Raw genomic sequence first — 24,234 nt, 5'->3', positions numbered from 1 at the left:
TGGAAATTCATCCGGTTGTTGTCCTTTGGACGGCTTCTTCTTTGAATACTGGAACTTGACGTGGCGTAGGGGAAGGCATAAAGTGCCACCATAACTGTTCTCCAACGATTACCTCTTCCAAAGCCCCGCCGGACTGCTGCCGAAAGGTGATTCAGTGGCAGCCCACTATTTTCAGAAGGACATCAGTGACACACTATGAAACATCTACGCTTCCCCCCCCTGCGTCGGTGGCTGGCCGCAGCGACGGCCCCACTCATTGCCTTCACCTGTGTGCCGTTGGTCGCCCGTGCCGACCGCGATGCGCCCCGTCCGTCCCGGCCCGTGCTGAAACGAACCGGGCCGGTGGCACCTTCCGCTCCGGCGGCGGCCCCGTCCCGGAGTGGACGCCTGCTGTTTGAGGAAAATCTGGGCCAGCACGCTGGCCCGGTGCGTTACAAGATGTTTGGCGGATCGGTTTTTCTGACCGACCGCGCCGAAGCCTGCATGCTCGTCGAAGTCGGACGCGAGCCGCTATGGCGGCCGACCGGCGAGGCGGCCAAAAACCCGCGCTGGAAGACTCTGCCGGCATCGCGTCCGGTGTACCGCGCGCTGCGGATGCAGCCGGTTGAGCGTGAAACCGGCCGGCCCGTGCCGCCGGCAGCTTCCGAAGGACTAACCCGCAGTCCCATTGCACTGTCGTACTGCAAGGGCGACCGCTCACAGTGGCGCAGCCGCGTGCCGCTCTACCGCGAGGTGGTCTATCATCAGGTCTATCCCGGCATAGACCTTGTCTATTACCCGAAAGATGAACGGCTGACCTACGACTTCCGGGTGGCGCCCGGCGCCGATCCCAGCGCCATTCGTCTGCATTTCGAGGGCGCGGACCGGCTGGCCCTGGATTCGGAAGGCAATCTCCAGTGTCTGGTCGGACAGCAGACGGTGGTGATGCAGAAGCCGACGCTTTACCAGGAAGTTGCCGGGGAGCGCCGGATCGTGCCGGGGCGTTTCGCCCTGACCGGCAACGACGTGGCGTTTGAGGTCGGGGCCTATGACCGGAATCTGGCGCTGGTCATTGACCCGGTGCTGCCGTTTTACTCGACGTACTTCGGCGGCGATCAGGACGAGGAAGCCGTCGGCGTCGCCGTCGGACGCATCTACAACCGGGGTGCCACTACGTCAACGGATGTCTTCTCACCATCGCTGGTGAACACCATTCCGGTGTTCATTGCCGGCACGACCCACAGTACATCGTTTCCGGTGCCGGTAGGTTCCGGCCCGAACGCCAATAATCTGATCACCGTCCCGGATGTGGACATCTTCGTGGCGCGATTCGAGTTCCGCGCTGATGGGACCGTGCCGACCAACATTCCCGATGTCGGCCCAACGAGACGTTTTGCTCCGTGGGATGACTTCACCAACGGAAGTGATCCGGACTTCACCTACGACGACCGTGGAGCCGAGCGCGGTCTGGCGGCCGTCGTCATTTACGGCGGAAGCGGCGATGATGTGTGCACCGGCGTCAGCATCAATGCTAGCCAGAATCTCACGGAGGAAGTTGATAACACGTATTTTCGTCCGGCAACCGGACCCGTGCTCGTCGGGTACACCACCAGCACGGATTTCCCCACCGGCCGGTCAGGGTTGGGGAACAGCTCTATGACGACATTTCAATACACCTTTGGCGGGGGATTCACGGATGCCTTTGCGATGCTGCTTCCCTTCTGCCTCGACGTGGGGGCCGACAATATCAGTACTGACCCCATTTCCTACAGCACTTACCTTGGCGGTTCCGGCAATGACCTCGCCTGGGCCTGCGCGGCCGAACAGGGAGCCAATAGATTTCAGTTTGTTTTGGGCGGAGAAACTGACGGCAACCTGCCCACTGGAAGCGCCTCCGGCTCCCCATTTGACAGCACCTATGGCGGCGGTGATGCCGATGGTTTTCTGGCGCGTTTCCACCCAGCGCTAAACACGTCGGCTGCCCAGCGGCGGTATATCACCTACTTTGGCGGTAATAACTACGATGCCGTCACCGGTATCTCTCACTTCACAAGCAGTGGTGAACGGGTAGCTGTTACCGGCATCACGGGATCAGACCCGGAGACAAGCTTCATTGATTCGGGTAGCAACCCCATAACCAGCACCGTCAGTGGCGGAACACGAAGTGGGAATTTCGACGCCTTTGTGGCGATGTTTACCGGTGCCACCGGGCCTATGCGGGACTTTTCCATGTACCTTGGTGGAAGAAGAGACGACTGGGGCATGGGGATTCGCACCCGGTGGCGCAACGTAAGTGGGGGGCGGTATGTCGTCCACGTTGCCGGCTTGACTGATTCGACCACCACCGGTTTTGGTGTTCCCTCGTCTGGACAGCTATCGACAGCCAACAAGGGCGGGATTGATGCCTTTGTCACCCAGATAAGCTGGGACGGCAACGGCACTGCGCGCACCGTACAGTATTTCGGCTACCTTGGAACCGACGGGGATGACGAAGCCTACGCGCTGGCCACCAGTGAGCAGGCCGGGCCGGGCAACTCGATAGTCTATGTCGGCGGTGTTTCCGAAGGCGCCACAGCCTTTTCGCCGGTGGGTAACACGCCTGGCTTGCCCAACTTTGCCAACGATTTGCTTTACCCGGCATCTGGGCCAACGCCGGTCAGCCGTGGGTTTCTCGCCCGGATTTCAGCCGTCAACGAAAATAGCTCAAACCTGCCGGCAACCCTTCAGAATCTGGTCAACGTCGGTGGGCGCACCTTTGCCACCGGCGCACAGCCGATCCAGAGGGTACTGAGCGTGGCACCCTATCTGGTGGCGCCAGCGTCGGAAAATCAGGGCGTGCTGTTTTTCACCGGCTCGACCAATGCCAACAATGTCCTGCCCACCACCTCGGACACACCACCAGCGCCCTACGACGTGTTTCAGAACACCCGGGCCAACAACACAAGTGACCGCAAGGACGCCTATCTGGGTTCGGTGCGGCTGACGCCCTAGTGACCGTCTCCGGCAACCGCCGGTTGTCTGACCTGCCTGACCGCCAGGGAGTCCCCTCCCTGGCGGTTTTGTTGCTTGCCAGAGATGATGTGGAACTACTACTGTTATGTCCCTAACGTTTTTTCCAGTCCGGCTTTTCACAGTGGAGTATCGCCATGTCCGGCCTTTTCTCTGGCTCAACCCTGGAAATGTTCTGCTGGGGCCTGGCGCTGTTTTCAACAACGCTGCTGGTGCTCAAGCTGACCGTCGGGACGCTTCTCGATGGTCTCGACGGCCATCTGGACGGCCACTTGGCAATCTTTGGTGCTGATGACCCTTCCGGCGCTGGCGGCGGCCTCAAGGCGATCCTGGTTGGACTGATGGTGACGGGCTGGAGTGGCGTGATCTGCTTCCAACTCACCCGCCTGTCGCCGCTGATGGTGCTTGTCACGGCGCTCAGCGCCGGGGTGATGACCTTTACTTCAGCCGTGTGGCTGCTGCGCCGGGTCCGCCATCTGGAATCCGACGGAACGCTGCAACCGGCTAACGCCATTGGCCGGTTTGGGACGGTCTATCTCACGATCCCCGCTCAGGGCAGCGGCGCCGGGCAGATTCAGATTGAAGTCCAGGGGCGTCTGGCCACCTTGGAAGCCATTACCGACGGCCCTGCTATTCCCACCGGGACCAGGGTCTTTGTGATTGATGCCAGCCAAGGGGCCCTTCGGGTTTTGCCGGAGCAGGCGCTTGATCCCCTGCCGGAAACTGGTGCCCACCCATCCGCTTCAGATGTGCCGGTGGCTTCCAACCGGGCTTCCAACTCCGTAACCACTTCATCCACCTGAAAGGAGAGGTAACGCCATGCCGGGCATCGGTGGTATGAGCACCGCGCTGTTGGGCATCATCCTCGTGTCGGTTGTCGCCCTGCTCATTCTTCTGTTCATCATTGTCAGTCAGTACAAACGCTGTCCCTCGAACCGCATCCTGGTCATTTACGGTAAGGTTGGCGGCGGGCGCAGCGCGCGCTGCATTCACGGCGGCGGGGCCTTCGTCATCCCGATTATTCAGGACTACCAGTTCCTGAGCCTGCAGCCGATGCCGATCGAGATCAACCTCACAGGGGCGCTCTCGAAGCAGAATATCCGCGTCAATGTGCCGAGCACCTTCACCGTGGCCATTTCGACTGACCCACGGATTATGAACAACGCCGCCGAGCGGCTTCTGGGACTGGACGAGCGCCAAATCAAGGAACAGGCGCAGGAAATCATCCTGGGGCAGTTGCGGCTGGTCATTGCGACGCTGACGATTGAGGAAATCAACCGCGACCGCGAAGTGTTTCTCCAGCAGGTGAACAAAAACGTCGCTGCCGAACTGCACAAGCTGGGGCTGGAGCTGCTCAACGTCAACGTCCGCGACATTACGGATGCATCCGGTTACATCGAGGCGATTGGCAAGAAATCGGCTGCCGAAGCCATTAACAAGGCGCGCGTTGAAGTCGCCGAGCAGGAACGCTTTGGGGCTGTAGGTGAGGCCAAGGCCGTCCGTGAACGGACGGTGCAGGTAGCACTTGAAGCCACCGAAACCGAAAAGGGGAAAAAAGAAGCTGAGCGGGAAATGCGCATCGCCACTTCCCAACTGGAGGCCGAAGCCGCCATTTCCGAAGCCCAGGCCAACCGCAAGAAAACCATTGAGATTGCGGCCGAGCGGGCCGAAGCCGAAGTCGGTCTCAAACGCGCCGAGGCACAGCAACGCATCTCGGTTGCCGAGTTGGAAGCCGAAACGGCCGCGAAGGAGAACGCTTCACGGGCAGCGGTGATTGAGTCCAATGCCACTTTGGCCGAGCGCGAAGCCGTGGCACGGCAGCGGGCGGAAGTTGCCAAAGCCAATGCCGAGCGGGAAATCCTCATTGCGCAGCGCCAGCGCGAGACCGCCTTGCTGGAAAAAGAAGAACTCGTCCGCCAGGAAATCGAAAAACTCAAGCGGCAGGTGGATGCCGACGCCGAAGCCGAACGCATCCGGCGCGTTGCACAAGGCGAAGCCGACGCCATTCTGCTCAAGTACAAGGCGGATGCCGACGGTCTGAAGCAGCTCCTGCTTGCCAAGGCCGAGGGCTACCACAACATCATCCGCGCCTGCGGCAACGATCCCAACACGGCCGCCAAGCTGCTGCTGCTTGAAAAACTCGAAACCATTGTGGACAAGCAGGTCGAGGCCATTTCCAATCTCAAGATTGACAAGATCACCGTCTGGGATGGCGGCAACGGCGATGGCAGTGCCACTTCCCAATTCATCCGCAACTTTGTTTCAGCCCTGCCGCCACTCCAGGAAATTGCCCGGCAGGCTGGTATGGAGTTGCCGGCCTACCTTGGCTCGCTGGTGGAGTCAGCGACAAACGGCACGACTGAAAAAGCCCTGCCACGTCCGGCAGTGACACCGGCCGCGAAGCCACCGGCGACGAAAGAAGGGTGACGACACAAGCCATTCTCGACCAACTCGATGCCTGCGCCGAACGCCTGGCCTTTCCAATGCTGGATGCGCCGGGCTTCCGGCTGGCGGCCGTCCGGCTGCATGCCTACCGGGACGAAGCCCGCTGGGCATTGCTCATTGAAACCTTGGGCTGTCACGAGTTCGGCGCCGGGCACAAAGCCATTGACAACTGCCTGCACGTCTATGGCAACGGCCTGCACCGGCCGCCGGGCGTTCTGGCAGAGGACTACCTGTTTCCCACGGCCGATGGTGACGAAGGGCCGACCTTCGATGACCGGCAGTATGTCCGCCGGACGGCGCGCACTGTACGCATCCGGGGACGGTCAGTGCCGTTGCCGGATCAGTCGCCGCTCTATGATCTGGAGGGCCGTCCGCTTGCCTACGGCCGGCAGTGGCGGGATTACGAGCTGTTGCGCTGGCTGGTTGCTGAGCACCGCGCTGACCTGCTCTCCACTGAAGCCGAACGGCGAGCGCGGGTGCCAGCCGAACTACCGCAAGTGCTGACACTTGATGCCTGGCACCATCCCGATCTGGGCAGTGAAGTCCTGCCCAGTGCTTCGGGAACCTTTAGTCAGCTTGCTGAGGTGTTGGCCACCGGGGATGTCAGCCGCTATCGTCCAACGCAGCCGCCCAATACCCACTGGTCATGTTGGCCGGCTGGAGCATAACCTGTGCCGTTGACCAAGGCTGTTGTCCAGGATCGTCCGCGCATTCCGCCTCAAACGCCCGGCGACTATGTGGCCCTGGTGTGGGCCACGGGGTTGTTTTCCGGGTTTTCACCGGTGGCGCCCGGAACGGCCGGCTCGGCTGTAATGGCAGCGCTCTACTATGCCGGCGGCAGGCTGGGATGGTTTCAGCCCTTCGCCCTGGACACTCTGGTGTGGCTGCTGCTGGCTGCCGTAGTCGTCAGTTATTCCGGTGGATGGGCGGCCGAACGCGCCGAGCATTTTTTCGGGGCCAAGGACCCAAATGAAGTCGTGGTGGATGAGTTTGCCGGGCAGCTCATCACCTATCTTTTTCTGCCGCTTGTCCCACAACTGGCCAGCCGGGTGTGGGCTTTTGAGCTGTGGACGCTAGGTGGATTTTTGCTTTTTCGTCTGTTCGATGTCATCAAACCCTATCCGGCCAGCCGGTTTGAGGCCCTGCGGGGCGGGTTGGGCATCATGGCCGACGACATCGTAGCCGGCATTCAGGCCGGGCTGGTGCTGCTGCTGTGCGCCAAAGGAATGGCACTCTGCCTCGGCGCTGCCGGTTGAGTGGCTGCTTTCTGAAAAAACCATGGCCAAACAGAGTGAAGAACCGCACTTGGGACGCTGGGAGTTATTCATCCAGGCGGTCATCCTGTTGTCGCTGGTGGATTTTGCCCTTGAAACCCTCCCCAGTCTGAGTCCGACCCAGCGCCGCCTGCTGGAGTGGTTTGAGGTGTTCTCGGTGGCGGTGTTTACGGTGGAGTATGTCGTCCGCGCCGTAGGGTCCCGCCCGCCGGTCAAGTACCTGCTGAGTTTTTACGGTATTGTGGATTTGGTGGCGATTCTGCCCTTCTATCTGGGGCTGGTTGTGGATTTGCGCTCCCTGCGCGCGCTGCGTTTCCTGCGGCTGCTGCGGATTCTCAAGCTCACGCACTACAGCCAAGCGTGGCGACGCTTCCACCGGGCACTGATCATTTCCCGCGAAGAACTGATTTTGTTTGCGGCCACGGCCTTGATTCTGATTTACCTGGCAGCGGTGGGAATTTACTACTTTGAGCACGAGGCGCAGCCCGAAGTTTTTGCCTCGATGTTCGACGGTTTGTGGTGGGCGGTGGCCACCCTGACCACAGTGGGCTATGGCGACAGCTATCCCATTACGGCCGGCGGGCGGTTTTTTACCTTTGTCATTCTGGTCATCGGTCTGGGGATCGTCGCCCTGCCCTCCGGCATTGTGGCCTCGGCACTTGCCAAAGCCCGTGCCGAAGAGGATGAAGCCGCCCGATGCGGAAAAACCGGCGACCCATGGGCAGATGAAGCCGATGAGGACTGACTGGCTGCGGCCAACCGGGAAAGCATCAGCGGGCTGCTGCCTGCGGCTGCCAGGCGCGTGCCTGGGACAGCACTTCGGCAAGGCGTTCCCGCACACCGGCCGCCTTTGACCCGGCGGCCGCTTCTGCATCCCGAAGACGCGCCTGGACGGTAGCCTGTACAACCGGGCTGGCGCCAGCCGCGCGAAAGTGCGTTTCGGCCTGTAAGCAGGCGGCAAAGACGAGTTCCGTGGGCGCGCTCTGGCGGGCCATGAACAGCGCGTACTCAAACCAGGCCGCTCCCTGTGCCAGGTCTTCCTGGCTCTCAGCGGCCAACTGAAGTGCCGCGTGATGTTCGGCCGCGGCCATATCCAACTGGTTACGGCCGGCATACAGGCCGGCCCGCCGGGTTGCGGCTGTGCTTGCCAGACCAAAGAAGCCTATGGCCTGGGCGGCTTCGAGTACTTGGGTGTAAAGCCGCTCGGCATCGGCTGGGCGTCCGGCCAGAGTCTGGCTGTCGCCGAGCTTGAGCATCCACTCCAGACGCTGGCGTTCATCTGCCGCCGGTGCACGCAGCGCCTGTTCGTAGGCCCGGATGGCATCCGGTACGCGGTTGGCGCGCATGTAGGCGTCGCCAAGGTTGGCCCAGGCCATGGTCTGTCCCTCCGGGTCAAGCTGCACGGCCCGTTCCCAGGCGGCAATCCCGGTTTCTTCCTGTCCCCGTCGTCCGCCAGCGTCCCCAGGTTGACCAGCGCCCGGACATCGTTGGGCAGATGTTCGTGGAACGCCTGATAGTGCCGGTACGCCGCATCGTATTCGCCCTGTTCAATGAGCATCTGTCCCAGGATGGACTGGCTTTCTGCATCGTAGGGATTGATGGCGATGGCGCGTTCCAGAGCCTCACGGGCGCGCAGGCGGTCGCCTTCGGCCAGTGCCAGCCGGGCCAGCCGTGCCGCCACCAGCGCATCGTTTTGGATTGAGTTTCAGCGCCTGACTGAGAGCCGCCGCATCGGTGACACGCCCACCCAGGACGAATTTGAACACATCCAGTCCGGCCAGAAGCCCCAGCCCAACCACGGCGCCGGCCAGGGCGAAACGTCGCCACCATGGGCTGAAACGTCCGCTTCCGGCCACATCGGCACTTGGGTGCTGTGTCTGGTCCTGCACGAGAACGGCGGCAATCCGTGGTTCGCGGAGTTTCCACACCGCGCCGTCCAGAATGAAATGGTGGATGTTGATAAGGGCAGTGAAGGCCAGGAAGCTGGTGGTGAAGTCCAGACCAAACCACAGGCTGGCCGCCCAAGGGCCAGGAATGAACAGGGCAATGCCGACGGCAAAGAGGACGGCGGCATAACGCCAGGGCTGCCACTGCGGGCCCTGTTCCCGGCGCGCATAATAGGAGGTAATCCAGAGGTACTGAGCCGAATGCAGCAGCGCCAGCATGCCGGAGCTATAACGGACCTGAAAGACGGCTTCACCGACCAAGACAATGACGGCTGCCGGGATGAACCACAGGGCTTGGGTTGCCAGCAGGGCGAGGGTGGGGCCTGTCACTGACCACGGGTGCTGGCGGAACAACTTTCGTCCGATAACGAAAGTTATGGCGAGAAAGGAGGCGCCTAACACAACAATTGCCATCTTGACCGCCGCTGGCGGCAGCCCGGCTGACAACAGCAACGGATCGGCCGAAGGGCCGCTGTTGAAAGCCAGCAGCAACATGACGTAGGGCAGGACAAAGGCCGCCCACAGCCAGCGTGTGGTGGGCCGGTCCAGCGCTGTCAGTCCACGGCGGCGGGCAAACATCAGGGCAATCCCATAGTTCTGCCCCGTGTAGTGCCACGGACTCCAGAACACGTACAGCGTGAACACCCGGGGAAGCAGTGGAGGATGCGCGTGCACGAGGAGCAAACCGGCCAGGGTCAGCAGCCCGGACCACACCAGCACCTGCCAATAACGCTGCCGGTCAGCCGGTTGGGCGCAGGCGCGATACCACGTCGCCGCATAGTGCGGGTAGTTACACACCAGCGCCAAGGCATAAAAAGCCGTGGCGAAGCCGCCGGCAAAGTATGGCTCGACCCAGTAGGTGATCAGCAGCAGCGGCAGCGACCACAGTCCGCAGCCGATGATGAGGTCGGTTGGTGCGCCGTAGAGCCAGCGGCGGGAAGCCGCAGCCGTTGTCCGGGTCTCCAGAGTTTGTTCCGTGGCAGAGATCGTGGTCATGGCGGTCAGACTTCAAACCGATACGGGATGGAGAGCATGGCAGGTTGACCGGAAAAGTAAGCCTTGCCGCGGCTCCATGTCAGCAACAATTTGCATCCGGCTGCCAGCCGGGTAACTCCCGGAGATCAGGCATCGTGCCCGGTCATCGAGTCCGGGCGGGTTTCATCGTCTGCGACACAATGCTAAGGTAGCCAAAGGCACCCCATTCAAACGGCAACTTGTTCTGGAACGTCCGTCATGGAAGCGGCCCGTAGCCATCCCGAACCAATCCAGTCTGGAGAAGTGTCTGACCGGAAAGCCTGGCAGCGGCACTACCGGGCGGTGCGCGCCGTTTCCGAAGCCATCTGCCAGCCGTTGGAGACGGAAGACTACGTCGTGCAGCCAATGCCGGATGTCAGTCCGCCAAAGTGGCATCTGGGCCACACGAGCTGGTTTTTCGAGACCTTCATCCTCAAATCCGGCCTGGCGGATTACCGGCCCTTTCATCCGCGCTACGACTACATTTTCAACTCGTACTACGAAGCGGTTGGGGCGCGGCATCCGCGACCGCAGCGTGGGCTGCTGACGCGCCCGACGGTACGCGAGGTCTATGCCTACCGCGCGCACGTGGATGCTGCTGTCGAGCGGTTCATCGCCCACAGCGACACGCGCACCTGGGCGGCTCTCCAACCCATTCTGGAGTTGGGCCTACACCACGAGCAGCAGCACCAGGAGCTTTTGCTGACGGACATCAAAGCCATCCTTGCCACAAATCCGCTTGACCCGGTGTACCGGCCGCAGCCGCAGCCTCTGCCGTCGCCAGTGGAGCAGTTGTCACCCACCGGTGACTGGCACATTGTGGAGGGCGGCCGCTATGCCATCGGCCATGCCGGCCGCGGATTTGCCTTTGACAACGAAGGGCCGCGCCACGACGTGCTGCTGCGTCCCTGCCGGATTGCCGCCCGGCCCGTAACCAACGGCGAATTTCTGGCATTCATGGCCGACGGCGGCTACAGGCGGCCGGAGTTGTGGCTGTCGGACGGTTGGGCAGCAGTGACGGCGCGCGGTTGGGAAGCGCCATTGTACTGGCGGCAGGCGGCCGACGGCACGTGGGAGACCCTGACCCTGCATGGGGTGCAGCCCGTCGCCCCGTATGAACCTGTCTGCCACATCAGTTTTTACGAGGCCGACGCCTATGCACGCTGGGCTGGAAAGCGCCTGCCGACAGAAGCCGAATGGGAAGTCGTTGCCGCCCGCCTGCCGGTGACAGGTAACTTTTACGAATCCGGCGCGCTGCATCCACGGCCTGTTTCGGTCTCGGCCGCGTTCTACGGTGATGTGTGGGTGTGGACAGCCAGCCCGTACGTGGGGTATCCAGGATTTCGGCCTGTGTCCGGCGCACTGGGTGAGTACAATGGCAAGTTTATGTGCAACCAGATGGTGTTGCGTGGCGGTTCCTGCGCCACATCGCTGACCCACATCCGCTCCACCTACCGAAACTTTTTTCCGCCGGATGCGCGGTGGCAGTTCACTGGTGTTCGGCTGGCGGAGGATATGTCATGAGTCATCCCCAACCTGGCCAAGCGGCGCGCCCGTCCTACGGTTACATCGTCTCTTTCCACGACCTGCACCCGACGCCAGCAGACTTTCGGGAAGAAGTGCTGGCCGGATTGCTGCGTACTCCCAAGTCCCTGCCGCCCAAATTCTTCTATGACCGGCGCGGCTCGGAGCTGTTCGATGAAATCTGTCAACTGGAGGAGTATTACCTGACCCGTGTCGAGACGGGCCTGCTGGAACGCCATGCAGCCGAAATGGCCCGGTTCATCGGTGAAGAGGCGCTGCTGATTGAGTACGGCAGCGGAAGCGGCCGCAAGACCCGTATTCTGCTCGACCACCTGCCGAGCCTGGCGGCCTATGTGCCGGTGGATATTTCCAAAGAACACCTGTTGGCCGCCGCCACGGAACTGGCCCAGGCCTATCCGTGTCTGCGGGTGACGCCGGTGTGTGCCGATTACACCCGCGAAATGGAGTTCCCGGACTTTGAGGAATTTTTCTATCGGCGGCGGGTGGTGTTCTTTCCCGGTTCGACCATCGGCAACTTTACTCCACCGGAAGCCGAGATGTTCTTACGCCATGCGGCAGAAGTGGCGCGGCCCGGCGGACTGCTGCTCATCGGTGTGGACCTGAAGAAAGACCCCACGGTGATTGATGCAGCGTACAACGACGGGCAGGGGGTGACAGCGGCGTTCAACCTCAACCTGCTTCAGCGGATCAACACTGAGTTGGGCGCGGATTTCGACCTGCGTTTGTTTGAGCACCGCGCCTTTTATGACCCAGCTCACGGACGGGTTGAGATGCACCTGGTCAGCCGACAGGCACAGACGGTTCACATCGGAGAAACGGCCATCCCGTTTGCCGCCGGTGAGACCATTCATACGGAAGATTCTTACAAGTACGATCTGGCTGACTTTGAGCAGATGGCCGCACGCACCGGTTGGACACGCCAGATGGTGTGGCAGGATGAGCAGGGTTATTTTGCCGTGGGGCTTTTTGCCGTCGGCCAGACATTCGGTTGAGGTTGCTGCGGCTCACAAGGTGCAGAACCCTGCCGCAGGGCCGGTGCCTTGAGCGGCCCGTGGAGGGCCCGTGAAACTGTTGGTTTTGCGGCTATCATGGGCAGGTGTCCCCCAAAACTGCTGCCGTGACCTGCTAGCGCAGGCGTGCCATATCACCGTTGGGCCGGACATCCGGGTGGAGGTTTTCCTGCGGATGGCCGGCCGGGTTTTGTCCGTATGCGCCTGGAAAAGTCGAGTTGTGGGGTCGGTTTTATCGCGTCGCGCCGTGGTGTGCCCGAGCGGGGGGTGGTGGAGGCGGCGCTGCACGCCCTGCGCTGTGTCGAGCACCGGGGCGCCTGCGCCGCCGACGGACGCACCAGCGATGGCGCAGGCCTGCTGACCGACCTGCCCTACGCCCTTTTTGGCTATCCGCCGGAAAGCATTGCCGTTGCCTTTCTCTTTCTGCCGGCAGAGCCGGCACGCAGCGCCCGCGCCTTTGACATTCTGGCCGAGACCTTCGATTTTCATGACCTGCACGTACTGGAGAGTCGGGATGTCCCCACCAATCCGACCGTGCTGGGGCCCATTGCCCGGCAACTGCTCCCGACGCTGAAACAGGCCGTCATCAAACGCCCACCGCAGGCCCGGACGCTGACCGCCTTCGAGCGCCTGCTCTATGCCGCCAAGCAGATGACCCGCAAACGCTGGCGCAAGCAGGGGCTGGACACGAGCTGTTTTTTTGCCTCCCTTTCGCCAACAACCATTGTTTACAAGGCGCTCGTGCGCGCGGGCGACCTTGACCGCTTCTATCTCGATCTGCAGCACCCAACCTTTGTTTCCCGGTTCGCGCTCTTTCACCGGCGCTTCAGCACCAACACCCGGACGGCCTGGGACCGCGCACAGCCCTTCCGACTCATTGCCCACAATGGCGAAATCAACACGATTGCCGGAAATCGGGCCTGGGCCTACTCGCGGGAACGGTCACTCGGCCTCGAAGCTGGCGAACTGCTGACGCACGGAAACATCAGCGACACCGGCAGTCTCAACGAAATGATCGAGGCGCTGCGCTACCGGAGCGGCGTTCTGAGTCTGGCCGAGGCGCTGGCCATCGTCATGCCGCCGGCCGAAAGTGACGCCTATCACACTTTCTGGGGAAGGGCGCTCGAACCCTGGGATGGCCCTGCCATTGTCGCCTTTGCTGACGGACAGGTTGTGGGCGCACGCCTGGACCGCAACGGCTTTCGTCCCGGCCGCTGGACAGAAACCAACGATGCTTTTTATCTGGCCTCCGAAGCCGGGGCTTTTGCTGTGGATGAGGGGCAGGTGCGTGCCAAAGGCGCGCTGCATGCCGGAACAGGCGTGGTGGTGGACTTGCGTTCCGGCAGCGTGACCTTTATCGAGCCACGCACGCCGGCGCTGGCTTCCGGCGCGGTCTTTGACCCGCGTACTCGCTCTCTGCCGCCAATGCCGGCTCCAACGGCGGCACAGTTCAGCCATCTGGCGCGGGCTTTTGGTTACACCTACGACGACGTGCAGACATTTCTGGCCCCTATGGCCGCGACGGGCAAGGAACCGCTCGGCTCCATGGGCGACACGGCGCGTCTGGCCGTGTTGTCCGATATTCCACGTCCGCTGTTTGACTTTTTTTATCAGGATTTTGCCCAGGTGACGAATCCGCCGGTGGACTACCTGCGGGAAGCTCTGGTGATGAACACGACGGTTCACCTTGGCGCCAAGCCCAACATCTTTGCGCCCAAGACGCTGGTGCCGCCGCCGCCCGCCATCGAGCTTTCCGGTCCCGTACTTTCGCTTTCCGGGATGGCGGCACTGCGGACAGGGCTGGGGACGACCCGGCTGGGCGTACACATTGCCGAGCTGGACGCTACCTTTGCCCGGTCGGATGGCGTGGAGGGGCTGCGAACGGCGCTGGCCGAACTCCAGCGGCAGGCCTTGAACCTGACCGAGCATGGCGCTTCGGTGCTCATCGTCAGCGACCGGGGCATCAGTCCGCAGCGGGTTCCAATACCGAGCCTGCTGGCGTTGCGCGCCATCGTCAACGGCCTCAACGAAGCCGGGATGTTGCTCGATACGTCCCTGGTCATCGAGACGGGCGAGGTTCGCACGGCGCACCACGTCGCTGCGCTGATTGGCTTTGGAGCGGCAGCGGTGTGTCCCTGTGTGGCGCTCGACTGGGCGCGCTTTGGTCAGCATCCCAAACTGGACGACCTCGACGCTGACCGGCGGGAACAGCAGCTTATTCAGGCTTTGACCGGTGGCGTGCTCAAAATCATGGCCAAGATGGGCATTTCTGTTTTGGCCAGCTATCAGAATGCCCAGCTTTTTACCCCGGTCGGGCTGGGGGCGCGGCTGCTCGCGGAGTTCTTTCCGGGCAAGGACAGCCGCCTGGGCGGCCTCGAACTGGAGGACCTCGCCCGTCAGCAGCTTGCCCAGCATGCCGATTGGTGTACAGCGGCGGAAACGCTGGATTGGCGCGTGCTGCCGCGCCACTTCCGGTTCAAGGAAGACACTCAGGGCCGGCAGGGCGAGCAGCACGCCATGACAACGGCGCGGGCGCGGCTGGTGCATGCTTTCGTCCGTGATCCCTCGCCGGAGCGGTATGCTGCCTACCTGGCTTCCGGGACCCATCACGAGCCGGTGAGTCCACGGCATCTGCTTACGATTCGTTCCGTCGGCGCGCCACTCCCCCTGGAGCAGGTTCAGTCCCGGCAGGAAATCGTGCGGACGTTCGGCACGGGCGGAATGTCCTTCGGCGCTATCAGCGCTGAGTCGCAGCGCGACTTGATTCTGGCGATGCAGCAGCTTGGCGGGCGCAGCAACAGTGGGGAAGGGGGAGAGAATCCCTACTACTTCACGGCTGGCCTGACGGCCAGCACCAAACAGATTGGTTCGGCGCGGTTTGGTGTGACCGCGCGCTACCTGGTAACGGGGCGCGAAATCCAGATCAAAATGGCCCAGGGGGCCAAGCCCGGCGAAGGCGGCCAACTGATGCGGCACAAGGTCACGCCCGAAATTGCCCGGGCGCGGTACGCCACGCCCGGCATAGATTTGATTTCGCCGCCGCCGATGCATGACATCTACAGCATCGAAGACCTCAAGCAACTCATCGAGGAACTCAAAAACCTGCATCCGGGCGCGCGGGTCAGCGTCAAGCTCGTTGCCGGAAACAACATCGGCACGATTGCCGTGGGCGTGGCCAAGGCCGGGGCCGACATCATTCACATTGCGGGCGGCGATGGCGGAACAGGCGCAGCCGGACTCATTTCCATGGCCCATGCCGGGTTGCCGTGGGAAATCGGACTTGTTGAAGTCCATCGCGCGCTCTGTGAAGAAGGATTGCGCGGAGCTGTGACCCTGCGGGTGGACGGGGGGTTGTCCAGCGGGCTGGATGTCGTCCTGGCGGCGATTCTGGGGGCTGAGGAATTTGATTTCGGCAAGCTGGCGCTGGTCGCCCAGGGGTGCATCATGGCGCGCATCTGCGAGACCAACCAGTGCCCGGCTGGAATTGCCACCCATGACCCACGGCGCAAGGCCAAATACACGGGTCAGCCCGAACATGTGGTGCGCCTGTTCGAGGCTATTGCCGATGACGCGCGTCAATGGCTGTCCCGCGCCGGAATTCCGACGTTGAATGCGGCTGTCGGGCGGACTGACCTTCTCATGCCGCACCCGCGTCATGTTGACCGCGTGGCAGAGCGCCGCCTGGACCTGTCCTTTTTCCTGACGCCCCCGCTGCCATTGCCGCTGCCTGTACCACGTGCGCCGTTTCAGGTGGGGGCACTCAACCAGCGGATTCTTGATGACGTGCGCGCCGGGTTGGGCGCATCTCCGCCGGTGTCTGCTTTCGACTACCCGATCACGACCCGCGACCGCGCCGTACCGGCTACGCTGGCGGGCTGGCTGGCCGCAGAGGCGCATGCACGGCAGTTTCCGGTGGCTGAAGGTCCGTCCGCGTCGGCTCCCCAACGGGTGTTTCCGCCGCCGCCCATCACGCTGCGCTTTACCGGCAGCGCCGGACAGGGCTTTGGGGTGTTTCTGACTGATGGCCTGCGTCTGGGTTTGCAGGGTGAAGCCAACGATTCCGTGGGCAAGGGGATGAGCGGCGGGAAAATTGTCATCCGTCCCCATCCGCGCTGGCGGGACTCCCTGCGCAGCGACGTTGAAACGAATGCCATTATTGGCAATGCGGCACTGTACGGGGCAACCGGCGGGACGCTGTACGTCGCCGGTTTCGCCGGCGACCGGTTTGCCGTACGCAACAGCGGGGCCACGGCCGTCGTGCACGGCGTGGGCCTGCACGCCTGTGAGTACATGACGGGCGGGCTGGTCGTCATTCTGGGGCCAACGTCGAAAAATCTGGGCGCCGGCATGACCGGCGGCAAAATCTACGTCTATGGCGGGGCGCCGGAGGCGCACGTCAACCGGGCATTTCTGGAAGCGGCCGCCCTGTCCCCGGAGGAACTGACGGCCCTGCACGCGCTGCTTGTGGATTTCATGGTAGAAACGGAAAGCCGCGCCGTGCAGGACCTGCTGGAAGGATGGGAAACCCATTCCACGCGCTTCGTGGCCTATCTTCCCCGCCGACAGGAAGCGTAAGTTCTGTGTCCTGCACCGTCGCCCCGGCTATGGATGAACATGGCCGGGTGACACCCATTCCTGGCTGCGTGCCAAGCCCCAGTGATGACCTATGGCAAAGGACAACTCATTCGACATCGTTTCGCAGGTTGATATGGCGGAAGTCACCAATGCCATCAACCAGGCTATGAAGGAAATCGGTCAGCGCTTCGACTTCAAAGGCAGTCAGAGCCGAATCGAACTTGAAGGCCGCGACATCGTTCTGGTGTCGGACGACGAATACAAGCTCAAAAGCGTCATAGACATTCTCGAATCCAAGCTCGTCAAGCGCAATGTGTCGCTCAAGGCGCTGAGTTATGGAAAGATCGAGCCGGCGGCCGGTGGAACCGTTCGGCAGCGCGTGACCCTGCAACAGGGCATTCCAACGGAAAAAGCCCGCGAAATCGTCAAGTTTATCAAGGACACCAAGGCCAAGGTTCAGGCCGCCATCAATGGCGACATGGTACGTGTCAGCGGCAAGGACCGGGATGTGTTGCAGGAAGTCATTGCCAGGCTGCGCGCCCACGACTTCGGGATTGACATGCAGTTTACCAACTACCGCTCGAACTAGGGTCTGCGGCCGGCTGCCCCCGGCGTTTCCTGAATGCGTCGTTTCCTGAATGCGTCATGGATGGCTTTTTCCTGGCAGCGCTCGTGCGTGAGTTGCAGGACTCGCTTGACCGTCTGGATGCCGGGCTTCCGGTCGGAAAGGTGTCTGCCATCGGGCGGGACGTCGTGACGCTCGATCTGCGCCGCCGGGATGGGCGCTGGCTGGTGCTGGCGGCGCGTCCGCACGACAGCCGGTTTTACCTGACGCATCGCCATCCCCAGGAGTCCGACCTGTCTGGCGAGCCGCCTTTCGTTGCGCGGCTGCGGAAGGCGCTGCGTGGTGCGCGGCTTGTCGGCGTTGTCAAAGCCCCGGCCGAGCGTTCAGTAACGCTGACCTTTGCCGGTTTTGATGAAGCGGAGCAGCCCACCCGCTGGCATCTCCGCCATGACCTGACCGGACGCTACGCCAACCTGTGGCTGCTGACGGCCGAAGAGCGCGTGGTCGAGGCGCTGCGCCCGTGGGAGGGCCTTCCCAATACGCCGTACCACGCACCGCCCACCACAGGCCCCGCCCCTGACTGGTCAGCCATGACCCCAGAAAACCTGCCGCAGACGCTTGCCGAACTGGAAGCTTTCCTGTCAAATGCCCTGCGTGGCTGTCATCGGCGCCTGGTGCGGGAAGTGGTCTTTCGGGCCCGAGCGGGCACGCCCTGGGAGGCTTTTGAGCGCGTCCACCGGGAGCTGTGCCATCCACAGGCATTTTATCTCTACGAGTTACCGGAAGGCCCGGAGGTGTTCCTGCTCCCGTTGAGCCATGAAACCGGGCTGCCCGTGACAACCTTTGCTTCGGCGCACGAGGCCGCGGCGGCGCTCTATGCCCGACGGGAACACCGCGCCGCACAGGCGTCCCTACGCCGGCAGTGGCAGCACGCCCTCACCACCTGGCGCAAACGCCTTGAGCGGGCCCGGCACAAACTGGATGTGGCCGATACACAGGCCGGGGAAGCGGAACAGTACCGGCGGTGGGGTGAGTTGCTGTACGCCAATCTCGCTACGGCCAGGCGCACGGCCGGGGGTGTGGAGGTTGTGGATTACTATGCCGAGCCGCCGTCGGCCCTGGTGATCCCGCTTGAATCCCCCACCGAAGACCTCGCAGCGGCAGCCCAGCGGTACTTCCGGCGCTACCAGCGGGCGCAACGCACACTCGTCGCCAACGCCGAACGGCGGGCCGCGCTGGAGGCCGAACTGTCGGCAGCACTGGACTGTGAACGGGAACTGGCCGGGGCCGCGGACGAAGCGGTGCTGGCCACCTGCGTACAGAAGTTGCGTGACCGGGTGCCGTTTGATTTGCAGCCGCGCACGCCACCGCCGACAAACGGGGCGCGCCGTGAAAGGGCTGACCTGTCCGGCCTGCGCCGCTACCGGGGACCCGAAGGGTACGAAATCGTCGTCGGACGCACCGCACGCGACAATGACCGGCTCACCTTCGAGCTGGCGCGTCCGCATGACCTGTGGCTCCACGCCGCCGATTACCCCGGCGCGCATGTCGTCATCCGCAATCCGCAGCGGCAGGTGGTCCCACCGGCGGTCATTCTGGCGGCGGCGGAGCTGGCAGCCTATTTCTCGCAGGCCAAACAGGACGACTGGGTGGACGTACGGGTGGCGGAACGACGGCATCTGACACGCCCCCGCAAGGGCGCGCCAGGGCAGGTGCTCGTGCGTGAGAGTCGGACGGTTCGGGCGATGCCGCGTGAAATGTTACCGCGTATTGTCTGAGCCGTTATTGTCTGCGCCGTTTGCGGTCTAACGTGCGGAGGAGGAAGTCGCCACGCCCTTGCGGGCCGGGCGCTGGAAAATCAGCCACAGCGTCACGCCCAGCAGCAGGACGCCGGAAGCCAGCCACAGGAAAGCCCAGATGAAAGCCGGAATGCCGGTCATCCGCGCCATGCTCGCAGCATCGCTCTGGATGTCCGTCAGGGTTGAGATGAAAAACAGTGTTTTGAGGTCCGACAGGGCATCCAGACAACACTGCACGGCCAGAAAATTGGCAATGAACTGCCCCCAGTTGGGTTTGATAAAGATGCCGAGAGCAATCAGGCTGATACCTATGCTGAGTCCGGCCACCCAACTGTAGAATGTCCCGGTCATGATGCAGACCACGGCCAGCAGCAGCACCAGCAGCCCCCCGGCGCCAAGCATGCCCCACCGAAACGGCATCGGGAGGTTCATCCGCAAGCTCCCCAACAGCAGTGTTGCGGCCAGCGCCAGCGGCAGCACTATGAGCCACGAAGCCTGACCGTTCACGAACAGAATCGTGAGCAGCAACACCAGAATACCCGACCCGACCAGCAGCAGGCTGGTGCGGTCGCGGCGCTGCGCCTGATACAGAAGGAAAACGCCAAACGACATCGTGCCCAGATAGCCGGCACTGGCCACGAACACATTTTGCCCGGAGGTCAGCGTCAGCCCACTCCCGTCCCAGTGAATCGTCATACGGATGACGTAGAACCCGCTGAGCAGGGCCGCCAGGGCATGACTTCCTTCATGAATGAAGGTGACGAACATCCGAATCGGGAACGTCACGACGGAAGCAAACGGCACCGTCATCAGCAGCAGGGTCGCCACCGTCGCCAGAATGAGCCACAGAAGAGAGGAGTTGCGGTTTTGTTCAACCGGAATGGCGACGGCCCGCCCTGACGAAAACGAACGGCGGGCTGGAGAGTCATCGGGATGGCGCATGAAGTTTACTCCCGGAACAGGATCGTGGGCTGACGCTAGTATGGACGTTCCTGCCGGTCATGAAAAGTGCCTGGGAGAAAACAGATGTCCCGCCGCCGCACGGCAACAACGCCGGCCGGGTCGGCCAGAAAGGCGTCCCAGTGGTCCTGAAAGGCATTGAGGAGTGCGTCAAGGACAGCCTCGCGCGGCGGCGCAGCTTCGCCAAGCGCCAGGTGCAGGGACGTGGCTGGCTGACGCAGCCCTTCCGGGAACGAAACCTGCCCGATGTTGACGCCGATGCCGACAATCACGAAGCGGAGCACCCCGCCCTGCCAGTCGGCTTCAACCAGAATGCCGGCCACCTTGCGTCCATCGAGGAAGACATCGTTGGGTTCTTTGACGGCCAGGCGCGCCGGCGTGCCCACGAACCGCGCCAGCGTGTCGTGAACCATCAGCCCGGCAAAGGTGGTGACGTGATGCACCTGGTCGGAGGTCAGACACGGTGGACGGAACAGAAGCGAGCAATACAGTCCTTCTCCGGCCGGCGAATGCCACGTGCGGCCATACTGCCCCCGGCCAGCCGTTTGTTCGTCTGCACCGAGGCAGAAACCATCCGGCGCTCCGGCCTGAGCCAGTGCCTTGAGCGCCGTATTGGTCGAGTCCACCTGTGCCAGCCAGCCGACCGTGAACCGCTCCGACCAGCGCCACAGCCGGGTCAGACCGGCTTCTTCAAGGTGTCTGGTCTGGCTGGACAATCTCGATGCCATTGGCGGTCAGCGACGTGCCCAGCGTACGTTGCAGTTGGGCCACGGCCTTGTTGTAGTCAGTCAGTGCCTGGATTTCGTTGCCACGGGCGATGGAGAGACGGTTCTGGCGGTCGAGAATGAGAAAAGTTGTGGAAAGTCCGGCGGCATACCGCTGCTGTTCACCGCGCAGTTGGGTTTCAGCCGCAATCCGCGCCGCGCGGGTGGCTTCCACCCGCTGGCGGGCCGAGGCAACCGCCTGCAGGCCATTGCGCACTTCGACCTGAATGCTCTGCTGAAGGTTGCGTTCCTGGGCCTTGAGCTGGCGTCCCGTAGCCAGCGTCCGACCCACAACCGCATTGGCCGTCCGGTTGCGGAAGGTGAAGGAAATGTTTGCGCCGACGGTGTAGGTCGGAAAGTCAAGGGAGAAGAGGTTGTTGAGGGCGGTGCCGTAGCTGCCGATGAAGCGTGGATTGATGAACACTGGCGCGCCGGGGATAGATTCGAGGCGGGATGTACCTGCCAGACCGCTGAGCGTCAGCGCGGTAAACACATCCACCTGGGGTTTGCGCTGATTTTCGGCAAACAGCCGCTCGATGTCGTTGAGTTCCTGCTGCAGGCGGATTTGTTCGAGTTCCGGCCGGTTGCGCATGGCGCTGGCGAGCGCCTGCTGCACATCGAGTTCAACCGGGGTGAAATCCACGTCGTCGGTTGGCTCAATGGCCGCCTGCCATTCTTCGGCCTGGGGATCGCCCAGAATGAGCTGCTTGAGCTGGTTTTCGGCCGTGGTGATTTGCTGCAGGGCCGCAATGGCGGCATTTTTGCGGTTTTCAAGTTCGGATTCGTTCTCGACGACGTTGATGGGCGCGCTCGTGCCGACTTCCACCTGGCGGCGGGTGACGGCCAGCGAGATGTCTGCCAGTTCAACGGCGTCCCGCTGGATGTTCAGGTTGCGGATGGCGAAGACCAAATCCCAGTACGCCGACTGGACCGCGGCGATGGTCGTCAGGACGCGCTGCCGGAACTGGGCGTCACTGATGGTCAACTGCTTGCGGCTGATTTTCACCTGCCGCTCGTTGACGCTCGACCGGAAGTTCCGAAACAACGGTTGGGTGAAGCGGAAGTCAAGCGTCGAGAAGTACTGCGGACTCAACCCGGCGGAACCGGCGTTGTTCGTTTCACGGCCGTTGGTGAAGGTAATCGAGTAGTTGCCGCCGGTCGGGAGGCTCTGCACCAGGGTAGGCGTGAACTGGAGCTGCTTGCGCTTGAAGGCCCCACCTTCCGCGCCGATGAAGGTCTGCGCCGTCGGCGAGGTGGAGGACTGAAACTGTACGGCAGCCTGGAAAATGGGATCGTAGCTGCCATACGCGCCACGCGCGTTCTGCTGGGCAATCTGCACATTGGCGCGCTCAACCTCGATGTCCTGGTTGTTGCGCAGCGCCATGAGAATGGCTTCCCGCAGGGGGAGGCGCAGGATGCGCCCGGGGGTGATCCCAATCCGGGTGGTCGGCAGGTCATCCAGCGCCCGTTTGGTGCGTTGGTCGGCAACGGGAAGTGACGGTGGCACCTGCCCGCCCGGTGGGGTGGCCGGTGGTGCGGCTGGTGGTGTAGGCTTTTGGGCAACAATGCCCGCGACAGCGCCTGCCGGTGGCGTGTCTGTCGCCGGGTTCTGAGCTGGCGCCGACAGGGTGGCAAGTTCAGGGAAGAGCAGGGTAAAGACGAGGCAAAGAACGTTGCGCAGTGACATGGTCGCAATGGTATTCCAGAAACGGCGAACTGTGGACAGTCAGAGTTGCAGCCCCTTACGCAGGGCCTGCCCGGCAGGTTTCACTTGAATCTCACACTCCCGCCAAGGCTTCACAAAAGCTGGCTCAGCGAAGGCCGCCGGTTCTGCGCGAAACACTACGTCACCGTGTGTTTTCCGGCAACAATGCGGCTGTAGCTGAAGCCGTCGCCGCAAGGCGTAAACAGAGGGCAGAGGGCCGGGGCTGTGGCGCACCGAACGAGTCGGACAACCCGGCTTGCGGAATCTTTTGAAGGGGAGTGGAGATGAGGGGGGTCGAACCCCTGGCCTCTGCATTGCGAACGCAGCGCTCTACCAACTGAGCTACATCCCCATGTCGTGCGTCAACGGATGCAAGCCGCCAAGATAAAGCGGCATAAACCGCACTGTCAAGCCACATCGCGTCACGCCGTATCGCCGGGGTCCGGCTGCCCGTCGGCGGGGGTGGAGGGCGCCGGTGGGATGATCCGCAGCGCGCCCGGCGCTTCCGGGGCAATCTGGAGCAGGGATTTGCCGGCCACAAGGTCGAGCAGAAGCTCGCCAATGACAGACCGCCGCCAGCCCTGCAGGACGGCAAGCTGTCCGGCCTCTGCCGCCGGGCGGCCGCGCAGGACCCACCCGGCGAAGCGGAGCAGGTCATCGCGGGTGGCCAGAAGGTTGGGGGCAATGTCGAGTGTTCCGGCGCGCAGCCGGACAATCGCCCCCAGCAGGGTTGCCAGACCGTCCAGCGTGGGATCGTACTCGCGGACAGTGACCGGTTCGGGCCACTCGCTTTCCGGCAGCGCCAGCGCCTGCTGGATGGTCTCCAGAATTTCCGTCACCAGTTCCCGCGAGAGATTGGTCGTCCCACGCATCTGCCGCAGAGCAGTTTCCGTCCTGGGGAGCGTGTAGGCAATCTGCCGCAGCACATCATCGTGCAGAATGGTTCCCACCGGGCGGTTGCGGCTGCGGGCCGTAGCTTCGCGCCACTGGTACAACTCCCGCAATACCGCCAGTTCACGGCGGCTCATCGAGCCAAGCTTGCCAATTTTCAGGTATTCCTGCCCTGTTTCACGCACCCTGACCGCTTGCGCCACGGCATCGGCACAGGCATCCAGCACCCAGTCTGTCCGTCCGTGCTGGGCAAGCTGTTCGAGCAAACCGTCATAAACCGGAAACAGGTAGCGCACATCGTTGAGGGCATATTCAATCTGCTCCGGCAGGAGGGGGCGGCGGGTCCAATCCGTGAACTGTTGTTTTTTGCTGAGTGAAACCTTGGCGAAACGTTGCGCCAGAGCCGCATAGCCGGTGGCTTCACCGTATCCGAGAAACGCCGCGGCAATCTGGGTGTCGAAAACACTGACCGGAATGGCATCGGTTTCCCGCCGCAGCAGAACGATGTCCTGTCCCCCGGCATGAACGATTTTCCGAATGCCGGGATGAGTCAGCAGCGGGGCAAGGGGGGTGAGGTTGACGCGGAAGGGATCAACCGCCACACACCGGTCACGCAGTCCCAATTGCACCAGACACAGAAGCGGGGTGTAGCGGCCTTCACCCTGAAACTCCAGATCAATGGCCAGTTCGGTCTGGGTGTACGCCTGGTGGCAAAATTCCTGAAAGGCGCGGTCGGTATCAATCCACATCGGT

17 protein-coding genes, 1 tRNA gene and 1 pseudogene are annotated in these 24,234 nt (G+C 62.6%); 11 read left to right on the top strand and 8 right to left on the bottom strand.

What is annotated here, in order from left to right:
* Nucleotides 1–195 precede the first annotated feature (195 nt).
* The 6 genes from J8C01_RS06420 to J8C01_RS06395 all read left to right on the top strand — a co-directional run bounded on the left by J8C01_RS06420 (nt 196) and on the right by J8C01_RS06395 (nt 7,452).
* Nucleotides 196–2,970 (top strand): DUF7948 domain-containing protein, encoded by a 2,775-nt coding sequence (locus J8C01_RS06420; protein ID WP_211431383.1) that lies wholly within the window; start codon nt 196–198, stop codon nt 2,968–2,970.
* Nucleotides 2,971–3,125: 155 nt separating this feature from the next.
* Nucleotides 3,126–3,791, top strand: coding sequence for an NfeD family protein (locus tag J8C01_RS06415; protein ID WP_211431382.1), 666 nt, complete (start codon nt 3,126–3,128; stop codon nt 3,789–3,791).
* Nucleotides 3,792–3,807: 16 nt separating this feature from the next.
* On the top strand, nt 3,808–5,415 hold the full coding sequence (locus tag J8C01_RS06410) for a flotillin family protein (protein WP_211431381.1): 1,608 nt from the start codon (nt 3,808–3,810) through the stop codon (nt 5,413–5,415).
* Complete coding sequence (locus tag J8C01_RS06405; protein ID WP_211431380.1) at nt 5,412–6,101, top strand: DUF7003 family protein; 690 nt, start codon at nt 5,412–5,414, stop codon at nt 6,099–6,101. The genes J8C01_RS06410 and J8C01_RS06405 overlap by 4 nt, the downstream gene beginning before the upstream one ends.
* Before the next feature lie 3 nt (nt 6,102–6,104).
* On the top strand, nt 6,105–6,689 hold the full coding sequence (locus J8C01_RS06400) for a phosphatidylglycerophosphatase A family protein (RefSeq protein WP_249355404.1): 585 nt from the start codon (nt 6,105–6,107) through the stop codon (nt 6,687–6,689).
* A 22-nt stretch (nt 6,690–6,711) separates the two neighbouring features.
* Nucleotides 6,712–7,452 (top strand): ion transporter, encoded by a 741-nt coding sequence (locus J8C01_RS06395; RefSeq protein ID WP_211431379.1) that lies wholly within the window; start codon nt 6,712–6,714, stop codon nt 7,450–7,452.
* Nucleotides 7,453–7,477: 25 nt separating this feature from the next.
* Here J8C01_RS06395 and J8C01_RS06390 read toward each other — a convergent pair whose 3' ends face one another.
* The 3 genes and pseudogenes from J8C01_RS06390 to J8C01_RS06385 form a co-directional block, all read right to left on the bottom strand.
* The gene (locus J8C01_RS06390; RefSeq protein WP_256444035.1) at nt 7,478–8,131 is read right to left on the bottom strand and encodes a tetratricopeptide repeat protein; all 654 of its coding nucleotides are present in this window, start codon (nt 8,129–8,131) and stop codon (nt 7,478–7,480) included.
* A gap of 122 nt (nt 8,132–8,253) precedes the next feature.
* Nucleotides 8,254–8,388: pseudogene (locus J8C01_RS15590) on the bottom strand (hypothetical protein); the annotation flags it as partial.
* A complete protein-coding gene (locus tag J8C01_RS06385) occupies nt 8,330–9,649 on the bottom strand; it encodes a hypothetical protein (RefSeq protein ID WP_211431377.1) in 1,320 nt (439 codons plus the stop codon). The pseudogene J8C01_RS15590 and the gene J8C01_RS06385, both read right to left, overlap by 59 nt.
* 237 nt (nt 9,650–9,886) lie before the next feature.
* On the opposite strand from J8C01_RS06385, the gene egtB reads away from it, so the two are divergent.
* From egtB to J8C01_RS06360, 5 genes are all read left to right on the top strand, one after another.
* A complete protein-coding gene (egtB, locus tag J8C01_RS06380; protein WP_211431376.1) occupies nt 9,887–11,191 on the top strand; it encodes an ergothioneine biosynthesis protein EgtB in 1,305 nt (434 codons plus the stop codon).
* Nucleotides 11,188–12,204, top strand: a complete 1,017-nt coding sequence (gene egtD, locus J8C01_RS06375) for an L-histidine N(alpha)-methyltransferase (protein ID WP_014099805.1) — start codon at nt 11,188–11,190, stop codon at nt 12,202–12,204. Before egtB ends, egtD begins: the two co-directional genes overlap by 4 nt.
* A gap of 216 nt (nt 12,205–12,420) precedes the next feature.
* Complete coding sequence (gltB, locus tag J8C01_RS06370; protein WP_211431375.1) at nt 12,421–16,797, top strand: glutamate synthase large subunit; 4,377 nt, start codon at nt 12,421–12,423, stop codon at nt 16,795–16,797.
* 91 nt (nt 16,798–16,888) lie between these two features.
* A complete protein-coding gene (locus tag J8C01_RS06365) occupies nt 16,889–17,386 on the top strand; it encodes a YajQ family cyclic di-GMP-binding protein (protein ID WP_014099798.1) in 498 nt (165 codons plus the stop codon).
* A gap of 56 nt (nt 17,387–17,442) precedes the next feature.
* Nucleotides 17,443–19,140, top strand: coding sequence for an Rqc2 family fibronectin-binding protein (locus tag J8C01_RS06360; RefSeq protein WP_014099797.1), 1,698 nt, complete (start codon nt 17,443–17,445; stop codon nt 19,138–19,140).
* Between the two features lie 27 nt (nt 19,141–19,167).
* Here the strand turns inward: J8C01_RS06360 and J8C01_RS06355 are convergent, their stop codons facing one another.
* The 5 genes from J8C01_RS06355 to J8C01_RS06335 all read right to left on the bottom strand — a co-directional run bounded on the left by J8C01_RS06355 (nt 19,168) and on the right by J8C01_RS06335 (nt 24,230).
* Nucleotides 19,168–20,103, bottom strand: coding sequence for a M50 family metallopeptidase (locus J8C01_RS06355; protein WP_211431374.1), 936 nt, complete (start codon nt 20,101–20,103; stop codon nt 19,168–19,170).
* A 35-nt stretch (nt 20,104–20,138) separates the two neighbouring features.
* Nucleotides 20,139–20,849 carry a biotin--[acetyl-CoA-carboxylase] ligase gene (locus tag J8C01_RS06350; RefSeq protein WP_211431373.1) on the bottom strand — a complete coding sequence of 237 codons (711 nt, stop codon included), beginning with the start codon at nt 20,847–20,849 and terminating at the stop codon, nt 20,139–20,141.
* A complete protein-coding gene (locus J8C01_RS06345; protein ID WP_211431372.1) occupies nt 20,812–22,572 on the bottom strand; it encodes a TolC family protein in 1,761 nt (586 codons plus the stop codon). Before J8C01_RS06345 ends, J8C01_RS06350 begins: the two co-directional genes overlap by 38 nt.
* Before the next feature lie 297 nt (nt 22,573–22,869).
* Nucleotides 22,870–22,942: transfer RNA gene (locus tag J8C01_RS06340), tRNA-Ala, on the bottom strand.
* 70 nt (nt 22,943–23,012) lie between these two features.
* Nucleotides 23,013–24,230 carry a ribonuclease D gene (locus J8C01_RS06335; protein WP_014099793.1) on the bottom strand — a complete coding sequence of 406 codons (1,218 nt, stop codon included), beginning with the start codon at nt 24,228–24,230 and terminating at the stop codon, nt 23,013–23,015.
* Nucleotides 24,231–24,234: the final 4 nt, after the last annotated feature.

The organism is Chloracidobacterium sp. D, from assembly GCF_018304685.1.
GTDB lineage: Bacteria > Acidobacteriota > Blastocatellia > Chloracidobacteriales > Chloracidobacteriaceae > Chloracidobacterium > Chloracidobacterium thermophilum.
Note: the sequence above shows the minus strand (reverse complement) of the source record. Positions and strands in the feature narration are given on the sequence as shown.